This is a genomic window from Pedobacter folensis (genome assembly GCF_056490665.1).
On record NZ_JBWJIF010000002.1, the window covers coordinates 512,058 to 532,780 of the forward strand.

Genomic DNA, 20,723 nt, shown 5'->3' on the forward strand with positions numbered 1-20,723 from the left:
ATACTCAAATCTAAAGAATGGATACACAAAATATTAAACAACGGTTCGGTATTATTGGCAATTCGCCATTGCTTAACCGTGCTATCGATATTGCAAGCCAGGTAGCACCAACGGATATGTCGGTGTTAATAACCGGCGAAAGTGGTAGCGGTAAAGAGGTGTTCTCACAGATTATCCATCAAATGAGTGCCCGTAAACACGGTGCTTTTATTGCCGTAAACTGTGGTGCAATTCCCGAAGGAACCATTGATTCAGAATTGTTTGGTCACGAGAAAGGATCTTTTACAGGTGCACACGAAGCACGTAAAGGTTACTTTGAAGTAGCCAACGGCGGAACCATTTTTTTAGATGAGGTTGCTGAGCTGCCTTTAGGCACACAGGCACGTTTACTGCGTATTTTAGAAAGTGGTGAATACTTACGTGTAGGTTCATCTAAAGTGCAGAAAACAGATGTTCGCATTATTGCTGCAACCAATGTTGATGTGTATAACCGCGTTAAAAACGGAAAATTCCGCGAAGATTTATATTACAGGTTAAATACCGTTCCATTGCGCATACCGGCTTTGCAAGAGCGTAAAGAAGATATTTATTTATTATTCAGAAAATTCTCTGCCGATTTTAGCGATAAATACCGTAGTCCGGCATTACACCTGGAACCAGATGCCATTCAGATTTTAACTAACTATAGCTGGCCGGGCAATGTTCGTCAGTTAAAAAATATTGCCGAGCAGATCTGTGTGTTGGAAAAAGACCGTAATGTAACCGGACAGGCCATTTTAAACTATATCCCGAATGAAGCAGGAAGTAACCTGCCCATGACGATTAATGCTCAATCGAAAGAAGATTTTACAGAAAGAGATATTTTGTACAAGGTACTTTTCGATATGAAAAAAGATATGGTTGAGCTTAAGAAATTAGTTGCAGAAATTATTCAACATGGTGGAAATACCGCGACTGTTCTGGCAGATAATCCACAATATATCAATCAGCTGTATCGCGATGTAGAATTGCCGGCAGGGCAGGAACACGCCTTTACCATTCAGCAACCTACACCAGGCAATAATAACATCAACAACAATGGCAATACTGATTATTTTGCACACGAGGCAGAAGAAGTAGAAGAATCTTTGTCGTTAGTGGATAAAGAATCGGACCTGATTAAAAAAGCACTAAAGAAACACAAGGGCAAACGCAAATTTGCAGCACAGGAACTGGGTATCTCTGAAAGAACATTGTACCGAAAAATTAAAGAATTAAATTTATAATTTAACGTACAATTGCTTTAAGCATCAATAATGATCTATGAAAATTAAAATATTTGCTTTAATCCTTCTGGCTTCGGTATTAAACGCTTGTTCTTACAAATTCAGCGGGGCCTCTACAACCGGATTAAAAACGGTGGTTGTTCGCGTATTTGAAAATAATGCACCATTGGTTGTGCCAACGTTAAGTAATCAGATTACGGAATCATTAAAAACCCGGATCCGCACGCAAACGAAATTGATTATTTCTCCTACAGGTGAGGGCGATGCATCGTTTGAGGGCAGAATAACAGGTTACGAAATTAAACCAGTTGCGCTTCAAAATAGTGCCACACCTACATCAGGTGCAAACAGATTAACCATAACCGTTTCAGTAAAGTATAAGAATAATATAAAAGAGCACGAAAAAGAAAGTTTTGAAGAAAGCTTTACTAAGTTTTTCGATTTTCCGATCAACGGGGCGCCAATCCAATCGTTACTGCCTGGGGCTATAGAAGCGATTAATAAACAATTATCAGAAGATATTTTTAACCGTGCATTTGCGCAGTGGTAAATAAAGCAGGATTCTAAAAAGACAAAATTTTCAAAACCCGTCTACATTTTTTTAACTTAGCGGCAAACCTCGATAATGGATAACAAAAAGCTACTGGCAGATTTACTTGCGCAACCCGGAAAGGTTGGACCAGAGCATGTATCCATGTTGCAGGAAATGGTGCAGCAATTTCCATATGCCCAGCCCATTCATTTACTATTGGCTAAGGCCAGTGCATCAGCAGTGCCAAAGGCGGCACTTTATAGCCAGGGGCACGTATTGTTCCATGTATTAAATATGGTTTCAGTGCGTGAGCCGAAGCAGGAAGAGGATGCTGAAATTAATACAGTGCTTACTGAACATATACCAGACGAACAGGAAGTTTTCGAAGAAATAAATGAATTTACTGCAGATACCCCTTCACCTGCCAGTCAAACGGCGAATGTAGAAACGCCAGATAACCTGCCGGGTATTGATCGTCATTTAATGGACTTGCCGGCAGATGATGATTCTTTTATTGAAAGTGTAGCTGCTACCGATTTTTTTGCCTTTGAGCAGAAACTAAGCACAGATGTGGTTAGCACCGCACCAGAAATTGAAACCGTAGTTCCCGATGAACCTGAAAGGAATTTTGTTTCGCAATATAACGACGATAAACTTCCGTATACGTTTTTATGGTGGTTGGCTAAAACCCGCAAAGAACACGAACAAATTTTTCAGCCTTATGCGCACCCTAACGCTGCTAAGGTAAAAACACAGCCACAAAATAACCAGCAGCAGGAAAGAGCGGAGTTTCAGCAACAGTATGTGGAGCATATCTTCCACATTCAAACCCCTTTCGAAGTAGCTGATCATTTAGCCGAATATCCTTCTGCCGAAATTAAAGATGCAAAGGGAGCCGAAATTATTGAGCGATTTTTGAAAGAAGATCCAACAATCAAGCCGCCAAAGCCAGAACAGATAGATAATGAAAATAAGGCAAAGAAAAGTGCAGAAGACAATTACGACCTAGTTTCGGAGACTTTAGCTAAAATTTATATCGAGCAAATGCTTTATCACAAAGCCATAGATACTTATAAAAAATTAAGTTTGAAATATCCGGAAAAAAGCCGTTACTTTGCCGACCTTATCCAATCTATAGAAAAGAAATTTTAAAATATAATATTACCATGGTAACCTTTTTAATCATTTTATTAATTATTGCGTGTGTAGCCTTAGGCTTGTTTGTTTTAGTACAAAACCCTAAAGGCGGAGGTTTAGCTACCGGTGGTGGCACCAGTAACATGTTTGGTGTACAACGTACCGGCGATGTTTTAGAAAAAGGATCGTGGGTATTGTTAACCCTGATCGTGGTTTTAACGCTTGCGGTGACTACAATTGCTAAAACCAGCGGTGGTACTGCAGCGGTTGGAAACTCAGCTATTCAGGAGCGTTTAGATAAAACGCCATCACCATCTCCACTTGGCGGAAATTTAAACAGCACTAAACCTGCAGCTTCAACTCCGGCTAAAGCTGATTCAACAAAGAAATAAGTAATACTTACCCGTATTTTATAAAGCTTTCCTCAAAAGGGAAAGCTTTTTTGTTTTTTACCATTCCGTAATAAATGAATCAATCCCCTTGATCTCTTAACACACATTTAACATAAAAAGCTTTAAATTGCAACATGAAATTAAGTGTGCTGGTTCTATTTACTGCTCTTGCCGTTGGTCTTTCCATCGGGATGGTTAATTTTTATTTTCAGCATAGTCTGTATTATATGGCTATTTCTTTTGGTGTATCGTTTCTGTGTAGTTTTTTGGTTTTTTATTATTTGCTGGAAAAATACATTTACACTAAAATTAAACTCATCTACAAGCTTATCCATAACCTTAAATTAGGTAAGGATTTAAAAGATGCACTGGGCGAGTATGTGAGTTCCGATCCGATTAATGATGTAGAGCAGGAAGTAAAAGAATGGGCGGGCGCAAAGAAAAAAGAAATAGATCTATTAAAAAAACAGGAACAGTTTAGGAGAGAATTTCTTTCAAATGTTTCGCACGAGTTTAAAACCCCGCTTTTTGCCATCCAGGGTTATATCGAAACTTTACAGGACTGTTTGGTAGATGATCCCGATCAGGCTGTTTTATTCCTAAAAAAAGCAGAAAATAATGTAGAGCGACTGAGTTATTTAATTAATGATTTAGACGTTATTTCGAAGTTAGAAACGGGCGAATCGCCTATTAACTACCAAAAATTCGATTTTGTGCAGCTGGCGAAAGAGGTAATGGAAAACCTCGAAGACCGCGCAGAAGCAAAAAATATTAAACTCTTTTTTAAAGATAAATACACAGCCATTACCTTGGTTTCAGCCGATCGCGAAAAGATCAGGCAGGTGTTGATTAACTTAATGGTCAACAGCATTAAGTACGGAATAGACGGAGGAGAGACGGCCATCAAGATTTTTGAGCTACACGATCAGGTTTTGATAGAAGTGACCGATAATGGAATTGGCATTGAAGAAAAACACCTGTTGCGTTTATTTGAACGCTTTTACCGCATCGATACCCACCGGGCGAGGGAAGTTGGTGGTACAGGTTTAGGCTTAGCCATTGTGAAGCACATTTTGGAAGCGCACCAGCAAACCATTTCGGTAAGAAGTACACCCGGTATAGGCACTACCTTTGCTTTTACGCTACAAAAAGGCGGGTAGCCTGAGTGCCTTGATAATCATTCTTCAATTTTGGCCATGGAAATAAGGAACGCATGAAAATATAGCGTCTGATTTGGTTCCGAAAAGCCATTGACCACTGTTGCTAAACCCGATATTAGCGGGCATCCTGATTTTTCATCAGGATAAAGCGTTTAGCGGGGCTATCGGTACCGAAGTACTTGTTCACGCAGTTTTCCAAAAAACCTATTTATTTCATTGTCAGCCACCTAAAAATATCGAAATAAGCCAGACCTGATTAAATAAGGCAATAATTAGTTAATATAATTAATAAATTAACATTAACTTAACATTGGGCTTGTAGCTTTGCAACATATTAAAAATTAACATGAACAATATTTTTAAGTTCTTTACACCTCAAGACAAAAAGTTTCATCCGCTTTTCGAACAAGCCGGTAGCAATGCATTAAAAATTGCAGAAACCCTTTTAGAAATGGTTAGCACGGGTGATGCTGAAAGCAGGAAAACAATTTTTAAAGAAATTGAGCGCCTGGAGCATGTAGGTGATGATATTACCCATTCAATTTTTCTTGAACTAAGCAGGAACTTTATTACACCATTTGATAGAGAAGACATCCATGCATTGGCTACTGCCGTTGATGATGTTGCCGATTATATTTATGGTACTGCAAACCGCATGCAGATGTATAACATGAATACCATTAACGAGCCAATTGTTAAAATTGCCGAGCTTTTGGTAGAGATGTGTACTGATATTGATAAAGCGATTAAAGAATTACGCAGTTTCAAAAACATCCGCGTAATTGCCGATGCTTGTATCCGTATTAACAGCGGCGAAAACCAGGCTGATTATGTATTTACATTAGCGGTAGCCCGTTTATTCGAATACGAAACCAATGCGATTGAATTAATTAAACAAAAAGAGGTTTTACAAACGATAGAAAAAGCGACAGATAAGTGTGAGGATGTGGCGAATGTGCTTGAAACTATCTTGGTTAAAAACGCTTAATAAAAAACAAACATGGTAACTACCTTATTGGTTGTTGTTGTAATTCTGGCTATTGCTTTCGATTACATTAACGGCTTTCACGATGCCGCTAACTCGATTGCAACAGTTGTTTCTACAAAAGTTCTTACGCCTTTTCAGGCGGTTTTGTGGGCTGCGTTGTTCAATTTCGCTGCTTACTTTTATTTTACCGACCACAAAGTGGCTAATACGGTTGCTAAAACGGTAATCGAAAATTATATCACACTTGAAGTTATCCTTGCAGGTTTAGTTGCTGCAATTATCTGGAACCTTTTAACCTGGTGGTATGGTATCCCTTCAAGTTCATCGCATACCTTAATTGGTGGTTTTGCCGGTGCGGGTATGACACATGCTTTACTTACAGGCGCTAGCCCGCTTGATGCTGTAAACATGGGTTATGTAATAAAAATTGTTTCTTTCATTGTATTGGCACCGATAATTGGTATGGTGATTTCAGTTGTATTAACACTGATCATTATCAATATCTGTCGTTATGCTAAGCCGGCAACAGCTGAGAAATGGTTTAAACGCCTGCAGTTGTTATCTTCTGCTGCACTGAGTTTCTTCCATGGCGGTAACGATGCACAAAAAGTAATGGGTATTATTGCTACAGCTTTAATCGCCTCTAAAGTGATTCCTAATTTCGATGCCATGCCGGCATGGGTACCGATTGCCTGTTATTCGGCAATATCATTAGGTACCATGAGTGGTGGCTGGAAAATTGTTAAAACAATGGGATCGAAAATTACCAAGGTAACCGCGCTGGAAGGTGTAGCTGCCGAAGGTGCAGGTGCAGTAACTTTAGGTATTACAGAGCATTTCGGTATTCCGGTTTCTACAACGCACACCATTACAGGTTCGATTGTGGGTGTGGGTGTGGTAAAAAGTGTTTCGGCTGTACGTTGGGGGGTAACCATCAACTTAATCTGGGCCTGGATTTTAACCATTCCGGTATCGGCAACACTGGCCGCCATTATTTATGCAGCTATTTACTACTTAAAGTAAAAACAAAATCCTTTAATATACTCAAGAGACCAAAGCGAATCGCCTTGGTCTTTTTTTTTGGCGTTTTCACCATAAAGGATGTTGAGTTTCACGCAGAGCAACACAGAGATTTTATTCAAGTATAATTAAGATAGCTCTGCAGTCGATGTACGGTGCTCCAAAATTATATACTTTGTGCTCTTCTCTGTGCAACTCTGTGGTTCAAAATAGGTAAATCTCTTAGAAGCCCTTTTTCATCTCTTTAGCCACTTCTTTTGACAGTGGATCTTCGCTTTTCTCCAGGTTGGCCACAATGCTTTCCTGGTTTTTGAGTGAATGGTTCTGGCTCAATTTAAAAACATGATCGATATGACTAACGGAAACCTCAAAACCAGTAATTGCCTTTAAGTGTTTCTGGATGTACGCTTCATCCATTTTGTTAAACGCTGCAGCGCTTGTTTGAGGATCTTCGTATTTATCGGTTAATTCTTTTATCACCTGATAAGTTTCTTCCGAGCCCATGAGTCTGATGATGCCTTTGGCCTGAACGGTTTTATAGTTCCAGGTGGAAACCGAAGCAGGTTTTTCATAAACGGAGGCACTAATGTAAGCGTGTACACCTGTAAAAATGGCCATTACATTTCGATGCTGTTCAAAAGCCCTGCAATGATCAGTTTTGGTCATGATGTGGCCAATAAGTTTTATCGAATTGCCATTAACTACTGTTTTAACAGGTACCTGTGTGGCAACAGGATACTCTCCGTCAAAACCGATTAATGTTACAAAAGTATTTTTGTACATAAATTCAAGAATTTCATCTTGATTGTTAGCGACAAAATGTGGCGATTTGTACATAAGTAAATATTTACTGCTGAGAAAAAGAGAATTACGATGAATATAATTAGCGATGATGTTATCCTTATGCTATTATAATTCTTTTGCGGTGAATATCCGAAATTTAAAACTTAACGCTTATTTCAACTGAATCAACTCCATTTTTAGGCAATACCCAATCCGGACCTTCCTGAATCAGCCGTTTCGCTTCCGCATCGGCTTTTTTGTTGAGCGATTTTATAACGCTAACATTGGCCGGCCGGCCGTTACTTTTAACTTTGAAACTTAAAATTACAAATTGTGCAGGGCCTTTAGGGTTATAAAGTTTATTGTTGCTCTCTAAATATTGGCCATAGTTAATGGTAGAAACCGGAATAGGCTTCGTAATATCATCTGCCGATTTTCCATCCAGGTTTTGTTCTGCATGTAATGTAATTTTTGGTGCAGCAATATTTTCTTTTTTGTGTCCGTTCGAGCCCGTAATTAATGCAATTTCATTTAGCGATTTATTTCCGCTTAATGCACTTTTAATCGCGTTAGGATCTTGCAGGCCAGCTACAGGCAATTCTTTAAAACCAATGGCATTAATCAATAAATCCTTATCCTTTGCATTGCTGTCAGCAGGTAAATAAAAATAACCTTTCGCATCTGTAGCGGTTACATTTTTCGAGCCGGCTAATTTTACCACAGCCCCTTGTACAGGTCGGCCATTGCTTTGGTCTACAACATTGCCACTAAATGCAATTTTACTCGATGCTAATGCCGGAGCAGGTGCTGCAGCCACCACGGCTTCATTTAGTGCATTTTGTTCCGCTTTTGCTTTATAAGCATAAGCGCCAGGGCTTTCTGCTTTTGCCGATCTTGCCCGATTGTAATCTGAAACAGCTTTTGCTTCGGCAATTTGTTGTTCGGCAGGTTGTGCAATAGGTTTGGTTTTCGTGTTTTTTGCTAAATCGCCTGTTTTTGCTGTTGTAATGGCTTTATCAACTAATGCGGCTCTTGTGCTAATTTGTGCTACGGTATCTTCTTTTGGTTTTGCAGCCGCAATTGTTGTTGTGCTATCCAACTGAACCATTACACCGCCTTGTTTGTGTGCTGCAATTTCTGCGTTTCGGCGGTTGGTTTCGCGCATGAAGAATAAAATGCTCACTGCAATAAAGGCTACCGTTGCTGTTGCCGCTATACTTAACCTTTGCGTAGTAATGCCCCAAAGCTTGCGTTTTATAGGTTTCTCAGCAACACGGTCGTAGAGTTGTTTTTGTAAGATAGACAGTGTTTGCTTGCGTTTAGGCGATTGTTTCAGTCCCTCCAGGGCTTCGGCAACAAAAGGATCCTCTAAAGCCTGTCTTTCTACGAAGTGCATAGCTTTAGCATCAAGCTTACCATCCAGGTAATCTTCCAGAACATCAATATCTAACCAATCGTTATTCACTACTGTTTTTCTCTATACAAATCTTTAAATTCCGCTTACCGTTTTGGATGTAACTCTTAACTTTAAGCATGTCGTAGCCCGTAATATCGGCTACTTCTTTATAGCATTTTTCTTGTAAATAAAATAAATCTACGCTTTTTCGCTGTTCTTCGGGCAAAGTTTCCATACACTTTTCCATAATGGTAAGCTGCGTTTCTTTTGTGTTGTCTATATCCAGATGCACAAACTCGCTGTTTTCCACAAAAGTATCGTCTATGGAGACATTATTTTGCTTTGCCGATTTCCGAAGTGCCATTAAACAATGGTTCCGCGTTAAAACATGAAGCCAGCTTTTAAAATTCTGGACCTCATATATTTTCAGCTTCGTTACCAGTTCTTCGAAAATCTGCATTACCGCATCCTTGCTTTGCTCTTCATCTTTAAAGTAGTTTAAGCAAACCCCGAACACCAAATGCATATATTTATTGTAAAGCGTACCCAACGCGTCCAAATCGCCGGTATTTTTATACTCAGCAATCAGTTTGGCATCGTCTTGCTGGGTGTTCCCAGCTGTGTTTTTTATAAACCTCAAAAAAATGGCAGCTATTTCGAATTATCTTTCAAGTATAAAAAATATTTCTGAGTGATGAGACATAAACTAATTTTTTAGGAAGAGAAGGTCTTAAATATTTTACGTTGTTGGCTATCTTTTTGAACGGTTTAAATGGTGTTGTCCTATGCAAAGGATTATCTTTGAGGGTAAAAGAAAGTATGGCAGTTGTTTTGCTAAGCATGATTAAACACACGAAATGAAAAAGATCAATATTGTAACGGCATCACTGGCCATGCTGGTATTTGCAAGCCTAAATGTTAGCGCACAGATTAAGCTGAGTGATATATTTAAAAAGATAACCGAAAAACAGGGCACCACAACAGCAGCTACCGGAACACCTTCTACTTTTGAAATAGGACAGGGCATTAAAGAAGCGCTCCAAATTGGTGTTTCTGCAGGTGCTGACAGGCTTTCGCTAAAAGATGGCTTTTTGGGTAACCTGGCCGTTAAAATCCTAATGCCTCCGGAAGCACAAAAAGTTGAAAAAACATTACGCAGTATAGGTTTGAACAAACTTTGCGATAATGTGATTGTAAGCTTAAACCGTGCCGCTGAAGATGCGGCTACCGAAGCGAAGCCTATTTTTATATCAGCCATTAAACAGATGACTTTAACCGATGCAACGAATATCCTTTTAGGAAACAAAGATGCAGCTACCGAATATTTTAAAAGGGTAACCACTGCACAATTGATGCAAAAATTTAGCCCGATTGTAACCACCAGCCTGAATAAGGTAAATGCCACCAAGTATTACAGCGATTTAACTACACAATACAACCGCTTGCCATTGGTAAAACCCGTAAATACCAACTTAACGGAATACGTTACGCAAAAAGCGATAGATGGTTTATTTGTGGAAGTTGCGAAGGAAGAACTCAAAATTAGGGGCAACCTGAGCTCAAGAAGCACTACATTATTGCAAAAGGTATTTGGTTACGCGGATAAGAAAAAGATTTAATCTGTTTAATTGTGGCTCGCGAGGACACGAACCGTGGCGGAAAGAATCAATTGCCTCGGTCTATGTCCTAACAGACCGAAATTAGAAAGTTTGTATTAAGTAAAATATAGCTCCCCGAGCTTATCCGGAACAACAGAGCCAAAAACTATTTGTAAAATTGTACATGATGAAGTTCAACAAACCATTTGCTTTAGCTTGTATTGCAATGGTATTAACTGCTTGCAATAGCAACAAATCCGAAGAGAGTGCCAAAGCCGTTTTAGATACTGTTTCATTAAGCAGTAAAAATTTTGCGCTGGCTTATCAGGATGGAGATAAAATTGTAGCCACGAGTATTGATACGATGAAACAGATTTCATTTGGTGGCGCTGCCGATCCGGCGATTTCTCCGGATGGGAATAAACTGGCCTATACCCTGAGCGATTCTATCGGGAACAGGTCAATTTGGATTGCCGATATGGAAAACAAAAGCCAGGGCAAATTGCAGGTAAACAGCCATAATTATTATCAGGCCATGTGGTCGGCTGATGGAAGCGCGATCGCTTTCAATATTTTTAACAGTAAAAACCTATGGAAGATAGGCGTAATTAAAACCGATAACTCGGGATATGTGATGCTCGATAGTGCATCTAAAATAAATGTTTATGCCCCAACCTGGAAAAATGAAAAGGAAATCATCGGGCAGGATCTTAATAACCTGTACACCTTTGATCTAACAGGAAAGTTAATCGATACCAAACCGATAGCCGATTTGATCGGGAAGGAATTTACCATCGCAAGTAGCAACCGTTTCTTTTATACAAGAGATGGAGCCAAACTGATTTTTAATGCAGGGAATAACGATGTTCTGGACGGATTGACAGGACCTAGTGAAGCCGTTTATATTTTGGATCTGGCCAGTAAAAAAGTAACGCGTATTTCGCCAAAAGGTATAAATGTTCCTTATGTTTTTCTCACTGCCGATGACAGGATCTTTTACAGCGGCGCTGAAAAACCTTTCACGCAGAGCAAAATATATGTTGCTGATTTAAACGGGAATGTTAAAACAATAGTGGATAAAGGAAACAATCCAACGGGTGCATTGAAATAATCCGCATGATCATGCCAAATAAAACAAGAATTGTTATTGTAGGAATTGGTGGCGTGGGTGGGTATTTCGGAGGTTTGCTGTCAAAGAAATACAACAGCGCAAATGATGTGGAAGTTGTTTTTGTTGCCCGCGGTGAACATTTAAATGAGATACAAAAAAAGGGTTTAACGGTAATAAACGGCAACGAAAGTTTTATCACTCAGCCATTTTTAGCTACTGATGATTATGGTAAGATCGGCATTGCCGATTATGTGATCATCTGCACCAAAAGCTACGATTTAAAACAAACCATCGAAAAGTTAAAACCCTTAATCAACCACAAAACGGTATTATTGCCACTTTTAAATGGCGTTAGTGCAAGCGATCAAATTTTAGAAACCCTGCCACATGCAAATGTTTTGAAAGGCTGTGCTTTTATCGTTTCCAAAATCAAATCACCCGGCATCATCGAAAATTCTGGCAACATTCAAAAACTGTCTTTTGGTATGGATGGGCCACTTAGTGATGCGGTTTTACAGCTGAAAAATTTAATGTTTGATGCCGGAATCGATGTAACAGTTTCGGATAAAATCTCTACCGCCATCTGGGAAAAATTTATATTTATTTCTCCTACGGCCACTTCCACGTCTTATTTCGATAGCACCATTGGAAAGGTACTGGAAGAAAATCTTCAAACGGTCCTGAAGTTAATTGAAGAAGTGAAAAACCTTGCCCTGGCTAAAGGCGTAAGCATCAGTGATGACATTTCGGATAAAACATTAAATACGATGAAATCGATGCCCTATGAGGTTACTTCATCCATGCACCGCGATTATCTCAACCAAAAACCGCAAACAGAAGTAGAAGCATTAACAGGCTACATCGTGCGTGAAGCCGAAAAACTTGGCATGGCTACGCCAACTTATCATAAACTGTACGAAGGATTGCTCAAAAGAAGATCATTGTAAATCGCTAAAAATCAGGCGATTTTAATCGAAAATGCTAATTTCCTGAAAAAAGTAAAGAAAATTTAAAGTAATATTGAGTTTCATCCGTTTACTGGGTTATTAAGCAAAATTTAGTGCCAACAAACGAACCTCAAAATATCATTTCAACAGTTGCCAATTATGGTAAACGCTTATTCAGTTTCATCCGTGGAAGGGTGAATACGGATGAGGATGCAGAAGATATTTTACAGGATGTTTGGTTTCAGCTCAGCAACCAACCCGAAGCAGGTGCCATCGAGCAGATCAGTGGCTGGTTATATCGGGTGGCCAGAAATAAGATCACCGATAAATACCGCAAACAAAAAGAAGAATCGTTAGAAGATTTTACTTTCGAAGGGGAGGATGGTGAAATCAATTTTAAAGAAATTTTACTAGCTGAGGCTTACTCGCCTGAAGAAGAGAGTTTAAAGAAACTATTCTGGGATCAATTGTTTTTGGCACTTGAGGAGCTGCCCGAAAATCAACGTTATGTATTTGTTCAGAACGAACTCGAAGAACGTACCTTTCAGGAGCTGGCCGATGAGAGCGGAGAGAATATCAAAACATTAATATCAAGAAAAGGTTATGCGGTAAAACACCTGCGTAACCGCTTACAAAATTTATATCAGGAATTTATTAACTATTAAATTTACAGACATGATGAATAGAAATTTTAATCGCGGTAAGAAATTCATGTTCTTTTTCCCTGTAGCGGTGCTTATTGCAGCGGTACTGGGTTACGTAGTTATGTCTTTATGGAACTGGATTCTGCCGGAAGTAGCCCATGCAGGGCGGCTTAATTACTGGCAGGCCCTTGGTTTGCTCGTACTTTGCAGAATATTGTTCGGAAATTTCAATAAAGGAGGACACGGTGGCGGCGGTTTCCGTGAGCGCGCCAGGGGAATGCGGGCCAAATGGGATTCGATGAACGAAGAGGAGCGGGCAAAATTTAAGGAAGAATATAAACGGAGATGTGGCGGATGGGGCCACCACCGAAATAAGGAATAGCCAAAGGCTCCGAAGAAATTCGGAGCTTTTTTGTTTTATCTATTTCTCCGTTATTCTGAACATCGTGAAAGCCTCTCCGCGAATCGTCATCTCGACCACAGCAACGCGGAGTGGAGAGATCTATCAAGACAGATTTTTAGTAGAGTGGTCCGTCTTTCCCGCGCAGGCGGGAATCTTAAAGCGCTTATTCTATCGGTTGGTGTCTCACCGACCGAAAGGGTAACGACTAAAAGGTCCTTCATTGCATTCAGGATGACAAAATCCTTTAGTAAATAAAAAAATCAAAATAATTTAAAGTAAAAATAAAGGTTCGCCGTCTTCCTATATAAATAACAAAAACAACAGTGTTGGTAACTCAACTCATTTACGGTGAATTGATTACCATGCTTTAAAATTATAAACGGATGAAAAAAATATTAAAAACCATAGGATTCGGGATTGTACTTGGTACAGTCGCTTTCTTCATACCATTTGTGTTCAAATTTATATTAGCCATCATGCTGATCGGTTTAATGTTCAGGATTTTTATCGGCAGAAGACGCCACTATTTCCATAACCGCTTTAACGGCTTCGAAAATTATTATAACCCTATTGTGCCGATTGATAACCAATGGTACAGACCAACCGTACAAGGCAACGGAACAGTTAACAACATTAACATAAATGATTAACCGCCATGAGAACATTTAGAATATTACTGGCACTGGCTGTTGCTGCAGGAACTTTTTACAGCTTAAATGTACTGGCCGTTCAGAATGGATACCGCGATCGGTTAGATTTTAAAAACAGGCATTATCATGATGACTGCCAGCAAGGACATCATAGAAACCATAATTACAGTCACCACAGCAGAAAAATGGACGATACCATGATTACACCTGTTGACAGTATAAATCCATTAAATAGATAGCGTTATGTCACAGGTACTTTTTTTAAGCGATCCATCTCAGTCTGATGTCAAACCGATTTTGGGCATGGCAAACGAACTGATTACCCGGGGGGAGAAGGTAACTTTCTTTAGCTCGGATGAGTTTAAAGCTCCTATAGAACAAATTGGTGCAGACTTTAAAGCCTACAGCAAGGAATTGAATATTTTTCAGGGGAAAAAGGCTATTGATGAAGAAGAGAAACCTAAATCGGGACTGATCAGCGCACTGCTTGAGCCCATGAAATTTATCGATGATATTTTGGTTCAGATAAGGGGTTTAAAATTTGACTATGCCGTTTTCTCGCCGGCATATCCCTACGCAAATATCATCACGCAGCTGTTGGGTATCCCTAAAACGGAGCAGGCAGTTTATAACTAATATTGGCCCAGGCTGATGAATTAACAAAATAAATAACAATTAAAATTAAATAAAATGTACAACGAACATAGATGCCATTCGGGCAAGATGCATGGTCGCTTCGGCGCAGGAGAGGGAAGATTTGGAAGACACTTTGGTGGTCCTTTCGGTCACCATAAACACGGTATGTTTAACCAGGGCTTTAGAAAAGTGCCTGTAAACATAGAAGAAACAGAAAGCAGCTTTATTATTGAGCTTTTTGCACCGGCTTTGGTTAAAGAGAACTTAAAAGTGGTTACCAAAGATGATGTATTAACCGTTTCTTACCAAGCGAAAGAAGAAGCCGATTCAGCTAAAAAGTATAGCCGTAGAGAATATAGCAACGGCACTTTCGAAAGGGCTTTTGGCTTAAACGGAAAGGTTTTAGTAGAAAATATTTCAGCCAGTTATGCTGATGGAATTTTGAAAGTTACACTACCTAAAAACCCTGAAACGAACACACCAGAGAAAGATATTCTGGTAGACTAAGTTTCGTCTATTATAATTTCCAGGCCCCGATTGTTTTAAAGCAGTTGGGGCTATTTTATTTAATTTCAACAGGCAGGAATACATTCGTTATTGCTTTTCATATTACTAAGCAAAGGGATATTGAAATGCAGTTTGCTATTAGCGGTATTTTAAGGTACTTTTGCTAAAAGACATAAACACAATAGATTGAATTTTAACGACTTTAATTTTAACCCCGATTTATACGAAGGTTTAATGGCCATGGGGTATAAAAGCGCTACTCCAATACAAGAACAAGCCATCCCGGTAATTTTAGATAATCATGATCTGATTGCCTGCGCGCAAACCGGTACCGGAAAAACAGCCAGCTATTTATTACCCGTAATGGATAAAATTAGCAAAGCGGCTGATAGACACAACAATACCTTGATCCTGGCTCCAACACGTGAGCTTGCACAACAGATCGATTTACAGGTAGAGGCGCTGGCTTATTTTACCAATATCAGTTCATTAGCAGTTTACGGCGGCGGAGATGGTATTGCCTACGAACAGCAAAAACGTTCAATGCGCGAAGGTGTAGATATTATTATTGCTACTCCGGGCAGGCTAATGGCACATTTATCTTCAGGCGTGCTAAAACTGGAACATTTGCAGCATTTGATTTTAGATGAAGCCGATAGGATGTTGGATATGGGTTTTTACGACGATATTATCCGCATTATTAGCTACCTGCCAAAGAAAAGGCAAACGCTTTTATTCTCGGCTACAATGGCCCCGAAAATAAGGACTATGGCGGGCAAGATTTTGCACGAACCGAAGCAGATTACCATTTCAATTGCTAAACCTGCCGAGGGAATAGATCAACAGGCCTATAATATTCATGATCAACAGAAACAGGCTTTATTAACCGATATTTTTAAAAGCGGACAATATAAAAGCAGCATTATTTTCGTTTCGACCAAGGATAAAGTAAAAGCTTTATTTAAAACTTTTAAAGGATTAGGCATCAAAGCCGAAGCTTTTCACTCCGATTTGGGGCAGAAAGAACGCGAAGATATTTTACTGGCTTTTAAAAACCGCAGGTTGCCAATTTTAATTGGAACGGATGTATTATCCCGCGGAATCGATGTAGAGGGAATCGACCTGGTCATCAATTATGATGTTCCCGGCGATCCGGCCGATTACGTACACAGGATTGGTCGTACCGCAAGAGCTGCAACCAAAGGAACAGCTATTACATTGGTTAACGGAAGAGATAAACGTAAATTCGATAACATTGAAAAGTTAATTGAGAAGGAAGTTCCCCGGATGCCATTGCCAGAAAGTATAGCCGCAATGGAAATTACACATGTGGAGGAAAAAAGACCGCAGCATAAAGGCAAGAAAAAGGTTTGGCACAAAAAGAAAAAACCAAAACCTTCTGCTTAAAAATGTAATATGGATGATTGATCTAGCGATAGGAGATTCATCCATTTGCTTTTAACCTGTGCTCCATCATTGATTTTTGCTTTGTGATGTTTAACGAACATTTATCGAGTTCAAGTTTTTAGATTAATTCCGAGCTATTCAAATGGCAAACTTCATTCTTATCGGTTTATGCATTGTGGCGGGGATTCTTTTCAGAAAAAGTAAATCGCTTCCCAAAGATGCACACAAAGGCATTAATGCCTGGATTATCTACATTGCGCTGCCAGCAGTTTCGTTTAAATATCTGCCACATATTACCTGGACTAAAGACCTATTGTTTCCGGCACTGGCACCAATTTGTATCTGGCTATTTGGCTGGTTGTTTATCACGCTTTATAGCCGCATCCAGAATATGAGTAAAGCCACTTCAGGCGGCTTAAAACTAACCAGTTCTTTAAGTAATACTTCATTTGTAGGTTTCCCGTTAATTGTGGCCTATTTTAGTGAAAAAGAACTGGCTGTAGCCATAATCTGCGATCAGGTTACCTTTACGCTTTTGTCTACCATTGGCATTATTGTCGCCATCCGCTCATCACAGCATCAAAAGTTAAGCCCGAAACTGGTGCTGAAAAAAGTATTAACTTTTCCGCCGCTCATTGGTTGCGTTTTGGCGCTAAGCCTCCCACGTTTTATTGATCTTTCTTCACTTGATCCGTTATTCGAGAAACTGGCAGGTACGGTTGGGCCGCTGGCGCTGTTTTCAATCGGTTTACAGCTAAAATTTGGCGGTTGGTTCAGTGAACTAAAACACATCAGTTTTGCTTTATTGTACAAACTGATATTAGCGCCACTGGTTGTTTTGCTTCTGGCACTTGTTTTAGGCATGAATGGCATGATAACCAAAATAACCATTTTCGAAATGGCTATGCCAACGCTATTAACCGCAGGAGTGGTAGCCGATCAGTATAATCTTAATCCTAAACTTTCTAATCTGGTTGTTGGGATCGGGATTTTATTGTCTTTTATGACCACAGGTTTATGGTGGCTGGTATTGACCTACTCGGGTTTAGTTTAATTTATTCCGTTTTTAACCACCAAGTACGTGAGTGCAGAGGAAGTCTTATGCGCTTAAGTTTGATTAACATTTACCCGCCATGATCAATTTTAACACAATTTCTTACCACGATCGTCATGCTGAACTCGTTTCAGCATCTTTCTTGCTAGGATAGACCCTGAAATAAATTACCTTCGGTGAGCTCGCTTAAAGCTCGGGTTACTGCGTAGCTTTCCGCTGCGCTACAGGTCAGGGTGGCGACCATTAGGTCTTGCGAAAACCTTCGTGTTCTTTGCGGTTAAACCCAACAAAAAAGCCGCAAAATTTCTTCTGCGGCTTCCTGAATAATTTAGGTTTAATTACAACGCTAATTTTTTAGAAATTGCAGCTGGAATCCCTGCTTTGTTTAATAATATTGCGGTTGTTTTATATTTTACATAGTTTTTCGTTACGTATAAATATCCTTTATAATCGTTGCTTGCTCCCCAGGAGTTTTTAACGATATAATATTCTTTACCGGTTTGATCTTTGGCTAAACCCACAATGTGCATCCCATGATCATCAGTAGTTTGATAGTTGTCGAAAGCAAGCTGACGGTTCTCCTGGGTAATTTCCATCTCTGGCTGCGGACCATTAAACATATCTGCTTTTTGTTTAGCTGTCATATCAGCGAAAGGCGTTTGCGGAACAAAAGCCACACCATTTTTCCAGCTGAAGTTTTTTTCGCTTACATCTGTAGCCCAGGCAACTGTATAACCACCTTTTAAAGCATTATCAATAATGTCAGTTAACTCATTCACTTTAACATTATAAACCTGATCAAAAGACCAGTTATCAGGCACTAACAAAGTAAATTTACTATAGAAAGGATGATCATTAAACGATGAAAGTTCTACATAGTTGTCGGCATTTAAACCTACCACTTCCTGAGCAAAAGTTTTTGGTGTGTATTTTTTGCCATTGTAGGTAAAGTTTTCGGGTACAGCGCCTAAATAAGCATCAATTACGCCGGTATAAGCTTTTAACCAGTTTGGCGTTAACTCGCCATTTGCATTCTTTACAACAGCTTCTAAAACACCTTTTTCGATATCGCCAAGCTCTGCGGTTTTATTAATTTTAGTGCCGTAATTTAATCCGGTGTATACTTCCTGTGGAACCGCACCATATTTTCTGTACATGTTGATTACATCGTGCAAAGCACCACCATCGCCTAATGAAACTGCACCATGCATACGCACGTAATTTTTACCTTTTTCTACATAAGCATTGCGGGCCGAAAAAAGTTGAGATAAGGTTACGGGTTGTTTGCCCGCTTTAATCATTTCTGATTCTAAAAATGAGTTGGTAGAATAACTCCAGCAAGTACCAGAAGAACCCTGGTTTTGAACTGGTGTATTGGCCAGGTTAATCACTTCGGTGAACTTAAAAGAAGCAGCACTGTTTTCGCTTTGGTTGTTTTTTAAAGAATTAACGAGATTGTCTTGAGCATAAGTCGCGGATATAGATAACGACAAAGCCAAACCAATCACACTGATTTTTGTGTAGTTGATCATTTTTTTATGAATAATTAATAATTCAGCGAATGTAAAAATACTTGTTCATTTGACACCAGAAAGTTTGTAATAAATCGATAACATTTATCATTTTATTGCAACAATGTTGAATTAACATTCTGGCAAACTGATTGGAATATTGGTTGCCAAGCCTCCATCAGATGTTTCTTTGTATTTGGCATTCATATCGAGGGCGGTTTCCCACATGGTATTTACCACTGCATCTAAGCTTACTTTTGCCTTATCGGGATTGCTTTGCAGGGCGAGCTGACTAGCAGTGATGGCTTTGATGGCGCCCATGGTGTTTCTTTCGATACAAGGGATCTGTACCAGGCCGCCAATCGGATCGCAGGTTAAACCTAAATGATGTTCCATGGCAATTTCTGCTGCCATTAAAACCTGCCTTTGCGAACCGCCCAAACACTCTGTCAGCGCTGCCGCAGCCATGGCAGAGGAAACGCCAATTTCGGCCTGACAGCCACCCATAGCCGCTGAAATTGTTGCTCCTTTTTTGAAAATACTGCCTATTTCTGAAGCGCAGGCAATAAACTGCATGATTTTTTCTTCGCTGTAACCATCGCAAAAGGTAATAAAATATTGTAGTACGGCTGGAATTACTCCCGCAGCACCATTGGTAGGAGCAGTTACCACACGGCCAAATGATGCATTTTCTTCGTTAACGGCTAGCGCAAAACAGCTTACCCAGTCTAAAGTATAATTAAAACCATTTCCACCTTTTCTAATGGCTTCTACCCAGCTATTGTAATCTGAATATTCGCTTTTGCCAATTAATCGTTTATTTAGCGGAAATGCCCTTCGCGCCACATTTAACCCGCCGGGTAAAAAACCCGTGGTATGACATCCGCGATAAATACAATCGCGCATTACCGCAAAATGCTGTAAGATGCCTTTTTTGGTCTCAGCTTCAGTGCGCCAGGCCAGTTCGTTTTCCATTACAATTTCGCTCACCTTTAAACCGGTAGATAAACACCAGTGTAAAAGGTCTTTTGCTTTTTCTACAGGAAAAGGAAGGTCTACCTGTGGTTTTTTACTATTGTCTTCTCCTTCTTTAACCACAAAACCACCACCAATAGAGTAGTAGGTTTCTGAAAATGCTTTTCCGCCCTTTAAAAATGCCTGAAAAGTAACTGCATTTGGGTGGAAGGGCAAACTTTCAGCAAAAAGAAAAAGCAGGTCGTTATCGTAATCAAAATCAATGATTAAATGACCAGCAAGATTTAATTTCTGATCTCTTTGGATGCTTTCGAAAGTAGGTGTAACGGCATCCACATCAAAAGTTACCGGATCGGCACCTGTTAAGCCGAGTAGAATCGCGACATCAGTTCCGTGGCCTTTACCTGTTTTGGCAAGTGAACCATAAAGCAATATTTTTATCCCTTCAATTTCATCAATCAAATGGTTTTGAGCAAGCGAAGCTGTAAACTGTTGTGCAGCCCGCCATGGACCTAAGGTATGTGAGCTGGATGGGCCTATGCCTATTTTAAAAATATCGAAAACTGAAATCTGTTCCTTGATCATTATGAATATAGTTATACAAAGC

General features: G+C 39.6%; 23 protein-coding genes. 18 read left to right on the forward strand and 5 right to left on the reverse strand.

Features of this window, described 5'->3' with window-relative positions; genetic code table 11:
• The first annotated feature begins 17 nt into the window (after positions 1-17).
• The 7 genes from AC04QZ_RS10820 to AC04QZ_RS10850 all read left to right on the forward strand — a co-directional run bounded on the left by AC04QZ_RS10820 (position 18) and on the right by AC04QZ_RS10850 (position 6,497).
• Entirely contained in the window at positions 18-1,265 is a 1,248-nt protein-coding gene (locus AC04QZ_RS10820; RefSeq protein WP_086548556.1) for a sigma 54-interacting transcriptional regulator, read from the forward strand.
• A gap of 37 nt (positions 1,266-1,302) precedes the next feature.
• Positions 1,303-1,815, forward strand: a complete 513-nt coding sequence (locus tag AC04QZ_RS10825) for an LptE family protein (RefSeq protein WP_086548557.1) — start codon at positions 1,303-1,305, stop codon at positions 1,813-1,815.
• Between the two features lie 75 nt (positions 1,816-1,890).
• The gene (locus AC04QZ_RS10830; RefSeq protein ID WP_478357779.1) at positions 1,891-2,949 is read left to right on the forward strand and encodes a hypothetical protein; all 1,059 of its coding nucleotides are present in this window, start codon (positions 1,891-1,893) and stop codon (positions 2,947-2,949) included.
• Positions 2,950-2,963: 14 nt separating this feature from the next.
• Complete coding sequence (gene secG, locus AC04QZ_RS10835; RefSeq protein WP_086548559.1) at positions 2,964-3,326, forward strand: preprotein translocase subunit SecG; 363 nt, start codon at positions 2,964-2,966, stop codon at positions 3,324-3,326.
• 134 nt (positions 3,327-3,460) lie between these two features.
• Positions 3,461-4,486, forward strand: a complete 1,026-nt coding sequence (locus AC04QZ_RS10840) for a sensor histidine kinase (RefSeq protein ID WP_086548560.1) — start codon at positions 3,461-3,463, stop codon at positions 4,484-4,486.
• Between the two features lie 346 nt (positions 4,487-4,832).
• Positions 4,833-5,474 carry a DUF47 domain-containing protein gene (locus AC04QZ_RS10845; RefSeq protein WP_029274248.1) on the forward strand — a complete coding sequence of 214 codons (642 nt, stop codon included), beginning with the start codon at positions 4,833-4,835 and terminating at the stop codon, positions 5,472-5,474.
• Between the two features lie 12 nt (positions 5,475-5,486).
• Positions 5,487-6,497 carry an inorganic phosphate transporter gene (locus AC04QZ_RS10850; RefSeq protein WP_086548561.1) on the forward strand — a complete coding sequence of 337 codons (1,011 nt, stop codon included), beginning with the start codon at positions 5,487-5,489 and terminating at the stop codon, positions 6,495-6,497.
• A gap of 219 nt (positions 6,498-6,716) precedes the next feature.
• Here the strand turns inward: AC04QZ_RS10850 and AC04QZ_RS10855 are convergent, their stop codons facing one another.
• The 3 genes from AC04QZ_RS10855 to AC04QZ_RS10865 all read right to left on the reverse strand — a co-directional run bounded on the left by AC04QZ_RS10855 (position 6,717) and on the right by AC04QZ_RS10865 (position 9,313).
• Positions 6,717-7,331, reverse strand: coding sequence for an FMN-binding negative transcriptional regulator (locus AC04QZ_RS10855; protein WP_478357780.1), 615 nt, complete (start codon positions 7,329-7,331; stop codon positions 6,717-6,719).
• A gap of 103 nt (positions 7,332-7,434) precedes the next feature.
• Entirely contained in the window at positions 7,435-8,742 is a 1,308-nt protein-coding gene (locus AC04QZ_RS10860; RefSeq protein WP_478357781.1) for a carboxypeptidase-like regulatory domain-containing protein, read from the reverse strand.
• Entirely contained in the window at positions 8,735-9,313 is a 579-nt protein-coding gene (locus AC04QZ_RS10865) for an RNA polymerase sigma factor (protein ID WP_086548563.1), read from the reverse strand. Before AC04QZ_RS10865 ends, AC04QZ_RS10860 begins: the two co-directional genes overlap by 8 nt.
• Before the next feature lie 217 nt (positions 9,314-9,530).
• Between AC04QZ_RS10865 and AC04QZ_RS10870 the strand changes: the two genes are divergently transcribed.
• From AC04QZ_RS10870 to AC04QZ_RS10920, 11 genes are all read left to right on the forward strand, one after another.
• Entirely contained in the window at positions 9,531-10,292 is a 762-nt protein-coding gene (locus AC04QZ_RS10870) for a DUF4197 domain-containing protein (RefSeq protein ID WP_086548564.1), read from the forward strand.
• 163 nt (positions 10,293-10,455) lie between these two features.
• Complete coding sequence (locus AC04QZ_RS10875; protein WP_478357782.1) at positions 10,456-11,382, forward strand: hypothetical protein; 927 nt, start codon at positions 10,456-10,458, stop codon at positions 11,380-11,382.
• 11 nt (positions 11,383-11,393) lie between these two features.
• A complete protein-coding gene (locus AC04QZ_RS10880) occupies positions 11,394-12,329 on the forward strand; it encodes a ketopantoate reductase family protein (RefSeq protein ID WP_478357783.1) in 936 nt (311 codons plus the stop codon).
• Positions 12,330-12,442: 113 nt separating this feature from the next.
• A complete protein-coding gene (locus tag AC04QZ_RS10885; protein WP_057933206.1) occupies positions 12,443-12,994 on the forward strand; it encodes an RNA polymerase sigma factor in 552 nt (183 codons plus the stop codon).
• A 10-nt stretch (positions 12,995-13,004) separates the two neighbouring features.
• Positions 13,005-13,355 carry a hypothetical protein gene (locus AC04QZ_RS10890; protein ID WP_478357784.1) on the forward strand — a complete coding sequence of 117 codons (351 nt, stop codon included), beginning with the start codon at positions 13,005-13,007 and terminating at the stop codon, positions 13,353-13,355.
• Between the two features lie 404 nt (positions 13,356-13,759).
• Positions 13,760-14,026, forward strand: a complete 267-nt coding sequence (locus AC04QZ_RS10895) for a hypothetical protein (protein ID WP_478357785.1) — start codon at positions 13,760-13,762, stop codon at positions 14,024-14,026.
• A 5-nt stretch (positions 14,027-14,031) separates the two neighbouring features.
• A complete protein-coding gene (locus AC04QZ_RS10900) occupies positions 14,032-14,265 on the forward strand; it encodes a hypothetical protein (RefSeq protein ID WP_478357786.1) in 234 nt (77 codons plus the stop codon).
• Positions 14,266-14,269: 4 nt separating this feature from the next.
• A complete protein-coding gene (locus tag AC04QZ_RS10905) occupies positions 14,270-14,662 on the forward strand; it encodes a hypothetical protein (protein ID WP_478357787.1) in 393 nt (130 codons plus the stop codon).
• Positions 14,663-14,716: 54 nt separating this feature from the next.
• The gene (locus AC04QZ_RS10910) at positions 14,717-15,169 is read left to right on the forward strand and encodes an Hsp20/alpha crystallin family protein (protein ID WP_478357788.1); all 453 of its coding nucleotides are present in this window, start codon (positions 14,717-14,719) and stop codon (positions 15,167-15,169) included.
• A 186-nt stretch (positions 15,170-15,355) separates the two neighbouring features.
• Positions 15,356-16,576, forward strand: a complete 1,221-nt coding sequence (locus AC04QZ_RS10915; RefSeq protein ID WP_478357789.1) for a DEAD/DEAH box helicase — start codon at positions 15,356-15,358, stop codon at positions 16,574-16,576.
• 142 nt (positions 16,577-16,718) lie between these two features.
• Positions 16,719-17,630, forward strand: coding sequence for an AEC family transporter (locus tag AC04QZ_RS10920; protein ID WP_478357790.1), 912 nt, complete (start codon positions 16,719-16,721; stop codon positions 17,628-17,630).
• Between the two features lie 338 nt (positions 17,631-17,968).
• On the opposite strand, the gene AC04QZ_RS10925 is transcribed toward AC04QZ_RS10920, so the two are convergent.
• On the reverse strand, positions 17,969-19,162 hold the full coding sequence (locus tag AC04QZ_RS10925) for a C1 family peptidase (protein WP_086548572.1): 1,194 nt from the start codon (positions 19,160-19,162) through the stop codon (positions 17,969-17,971).
• Between the two features lie 111 nt (positions 19,163-19,273).
• On the reverse strand, positions 19,274-20,701 hold the full coding sequence (locus AC04QZ_RS10930; protein ID WP_478357791.1) for an L-serine ammonia-lyase: 1,428 nt from the start codon (positions 20,699-20,701) through the stop codon (positions 19,274-19,276).
• Between the last annotated feature and the right edge of the window lie 22 nt (positions 20,702-20,723).

Excerpts from the sequence above, each read along its gene's own strand:
- AC04QZ_RS10895 (WP_478357785.1), top strand. The coding sequence starts at position 13,760 with ATGAAAAAAATATTAAAAACCATAGGATTCGGGATTGTACTTGGTACA.
- AC04QZ_RS10890 (WP_478357784.1), top strand. The coding sequence starts at position 13,005 with ATGATGAATAGAAATTTTAATCGCGGTAAGAAATTCATGTTCTTTTTC.
- AC04QZ_RS10875 (WP_478357782.1), top strand. The coding sequence starts at position 10,456 with ATGATGAAGTTCAACAAACCATTTGCTTTAGCTTGTATTGCAATGGTA.
- AC04QZ_RS10910 (WP_478357788.1), top strand. The coding sequence starts at position 14,717 with ATGTACAACGAACATAGATGCCATTCGGGCAAGATGCATGGTCGCTTC.
- AC04QZ_RS10930 (WP_478357791.1), bottom strand. The coding sequence starts at position 20,701 with ATGATCAAGGAACAGATTTCAGTTTTCGATATTTTTAAAATAGGCATA.
- AC04QZ_RS10820 (WP_086548556.1), top strand. The coding sequence starts at position 18 with ATGGATACACAAAATATTAAACAACGGTTCGGTATTATTGGCAATTCG.
- AC04QZ_RS10925 (WP_086548572.1), bottom strand. The coding sequence starts at position 19,162 with ATGATCAACTACACAAAAATCAGTGTGATTGGTTTGGCTTTGTCGTTA.
- secG (WP_086548559.1), top strand. The coding sequence starts at position 2,964 with ATGGTAACCTTTTTAATCATTTTATTAATTATTGCGTGTGTAGCCTTA.
- AC04QZ_RS10845 (WP_029274248.1), top strand. The coding sequence starts at position 4,833 with ATGAACAATATTTTTAAGTTCTTTACACCTCAAGACAAAAAGTTTCAT.
- AC04QZ_RS10900 (WP_478357786.1), top strand. The coding sequence starts at position 14,032 with ATGAGAACATTTAGAATATTACTGGCACTGGCTGTTGCTGCAGGAACT.
- AC04QZ_RS10840 (WP_086548560.1), top strand. The coding sequence starts at position 3,461 with ATGAAATTAAGTGTGCTGGTTCTATTTACTGCTCTTGCCGTTGGTCTT.
- AC04QZ_RS10880 (WP_478357783.1), top strand. The coding sequence starts at position 11,394 with ATGCCAAATAAAACAAGAATTGTTATTGTAGGAATTGGTGGCGTGGGT.
- AC04QZ_RS10855 (WP_478357780.1), bottom strand. The coding sequence starts at position 7,331 with ATGTACAAATCGCCACATTTTGTCGCTAACAATCAAGATGAAATTCTT.
- AC04QZ_RS10905 (WP_478357787.1), top strand. The coding sequence starts at position 14,270 with ATGTCACAGGTACTTTTTTTAAGCGATCCATCTCAGTCTGATGTCAAA.
- AC04QZ_RS10920 (WP_478357790.1), top strand. The coding sequence starts at position 16,719 with ATGGCAAACTTCATTCTTATCGGTTTATGCATTGTGGCGGGGATTCTT.
- AC04QZ_RS10850 (WP_086548561.1), top strand. The coding sequence starts at position 5,487 with ATGGTAACTACCTTATTGGTTGTTGTTGTAATTCTGGCTATTGCTTTC.
- AC04QZ_RS10825 (WP_086548557.1), top strand. The coding sequence starts at position 1,303 with ATGAAAATTAAAATATTTGCTTTAATCCTTCTGGCTTCGGTATTAAAC.
- AC04QZ_RS10830 (WP_478357779.1), top strand. The coding sequence starts at position 1,891 with ATGGATAACAAAAAGCTACTGGCAGATTTACTTGCGCAACCCGGAAAG.
- AC04QZ_RS10870 (WP_086548564.1), top strand. The coding sequence starts at position 9,531 with ATGAAAAAGATCAATATTGTAACGGCATCACTGGCCATGCTGGTATTT.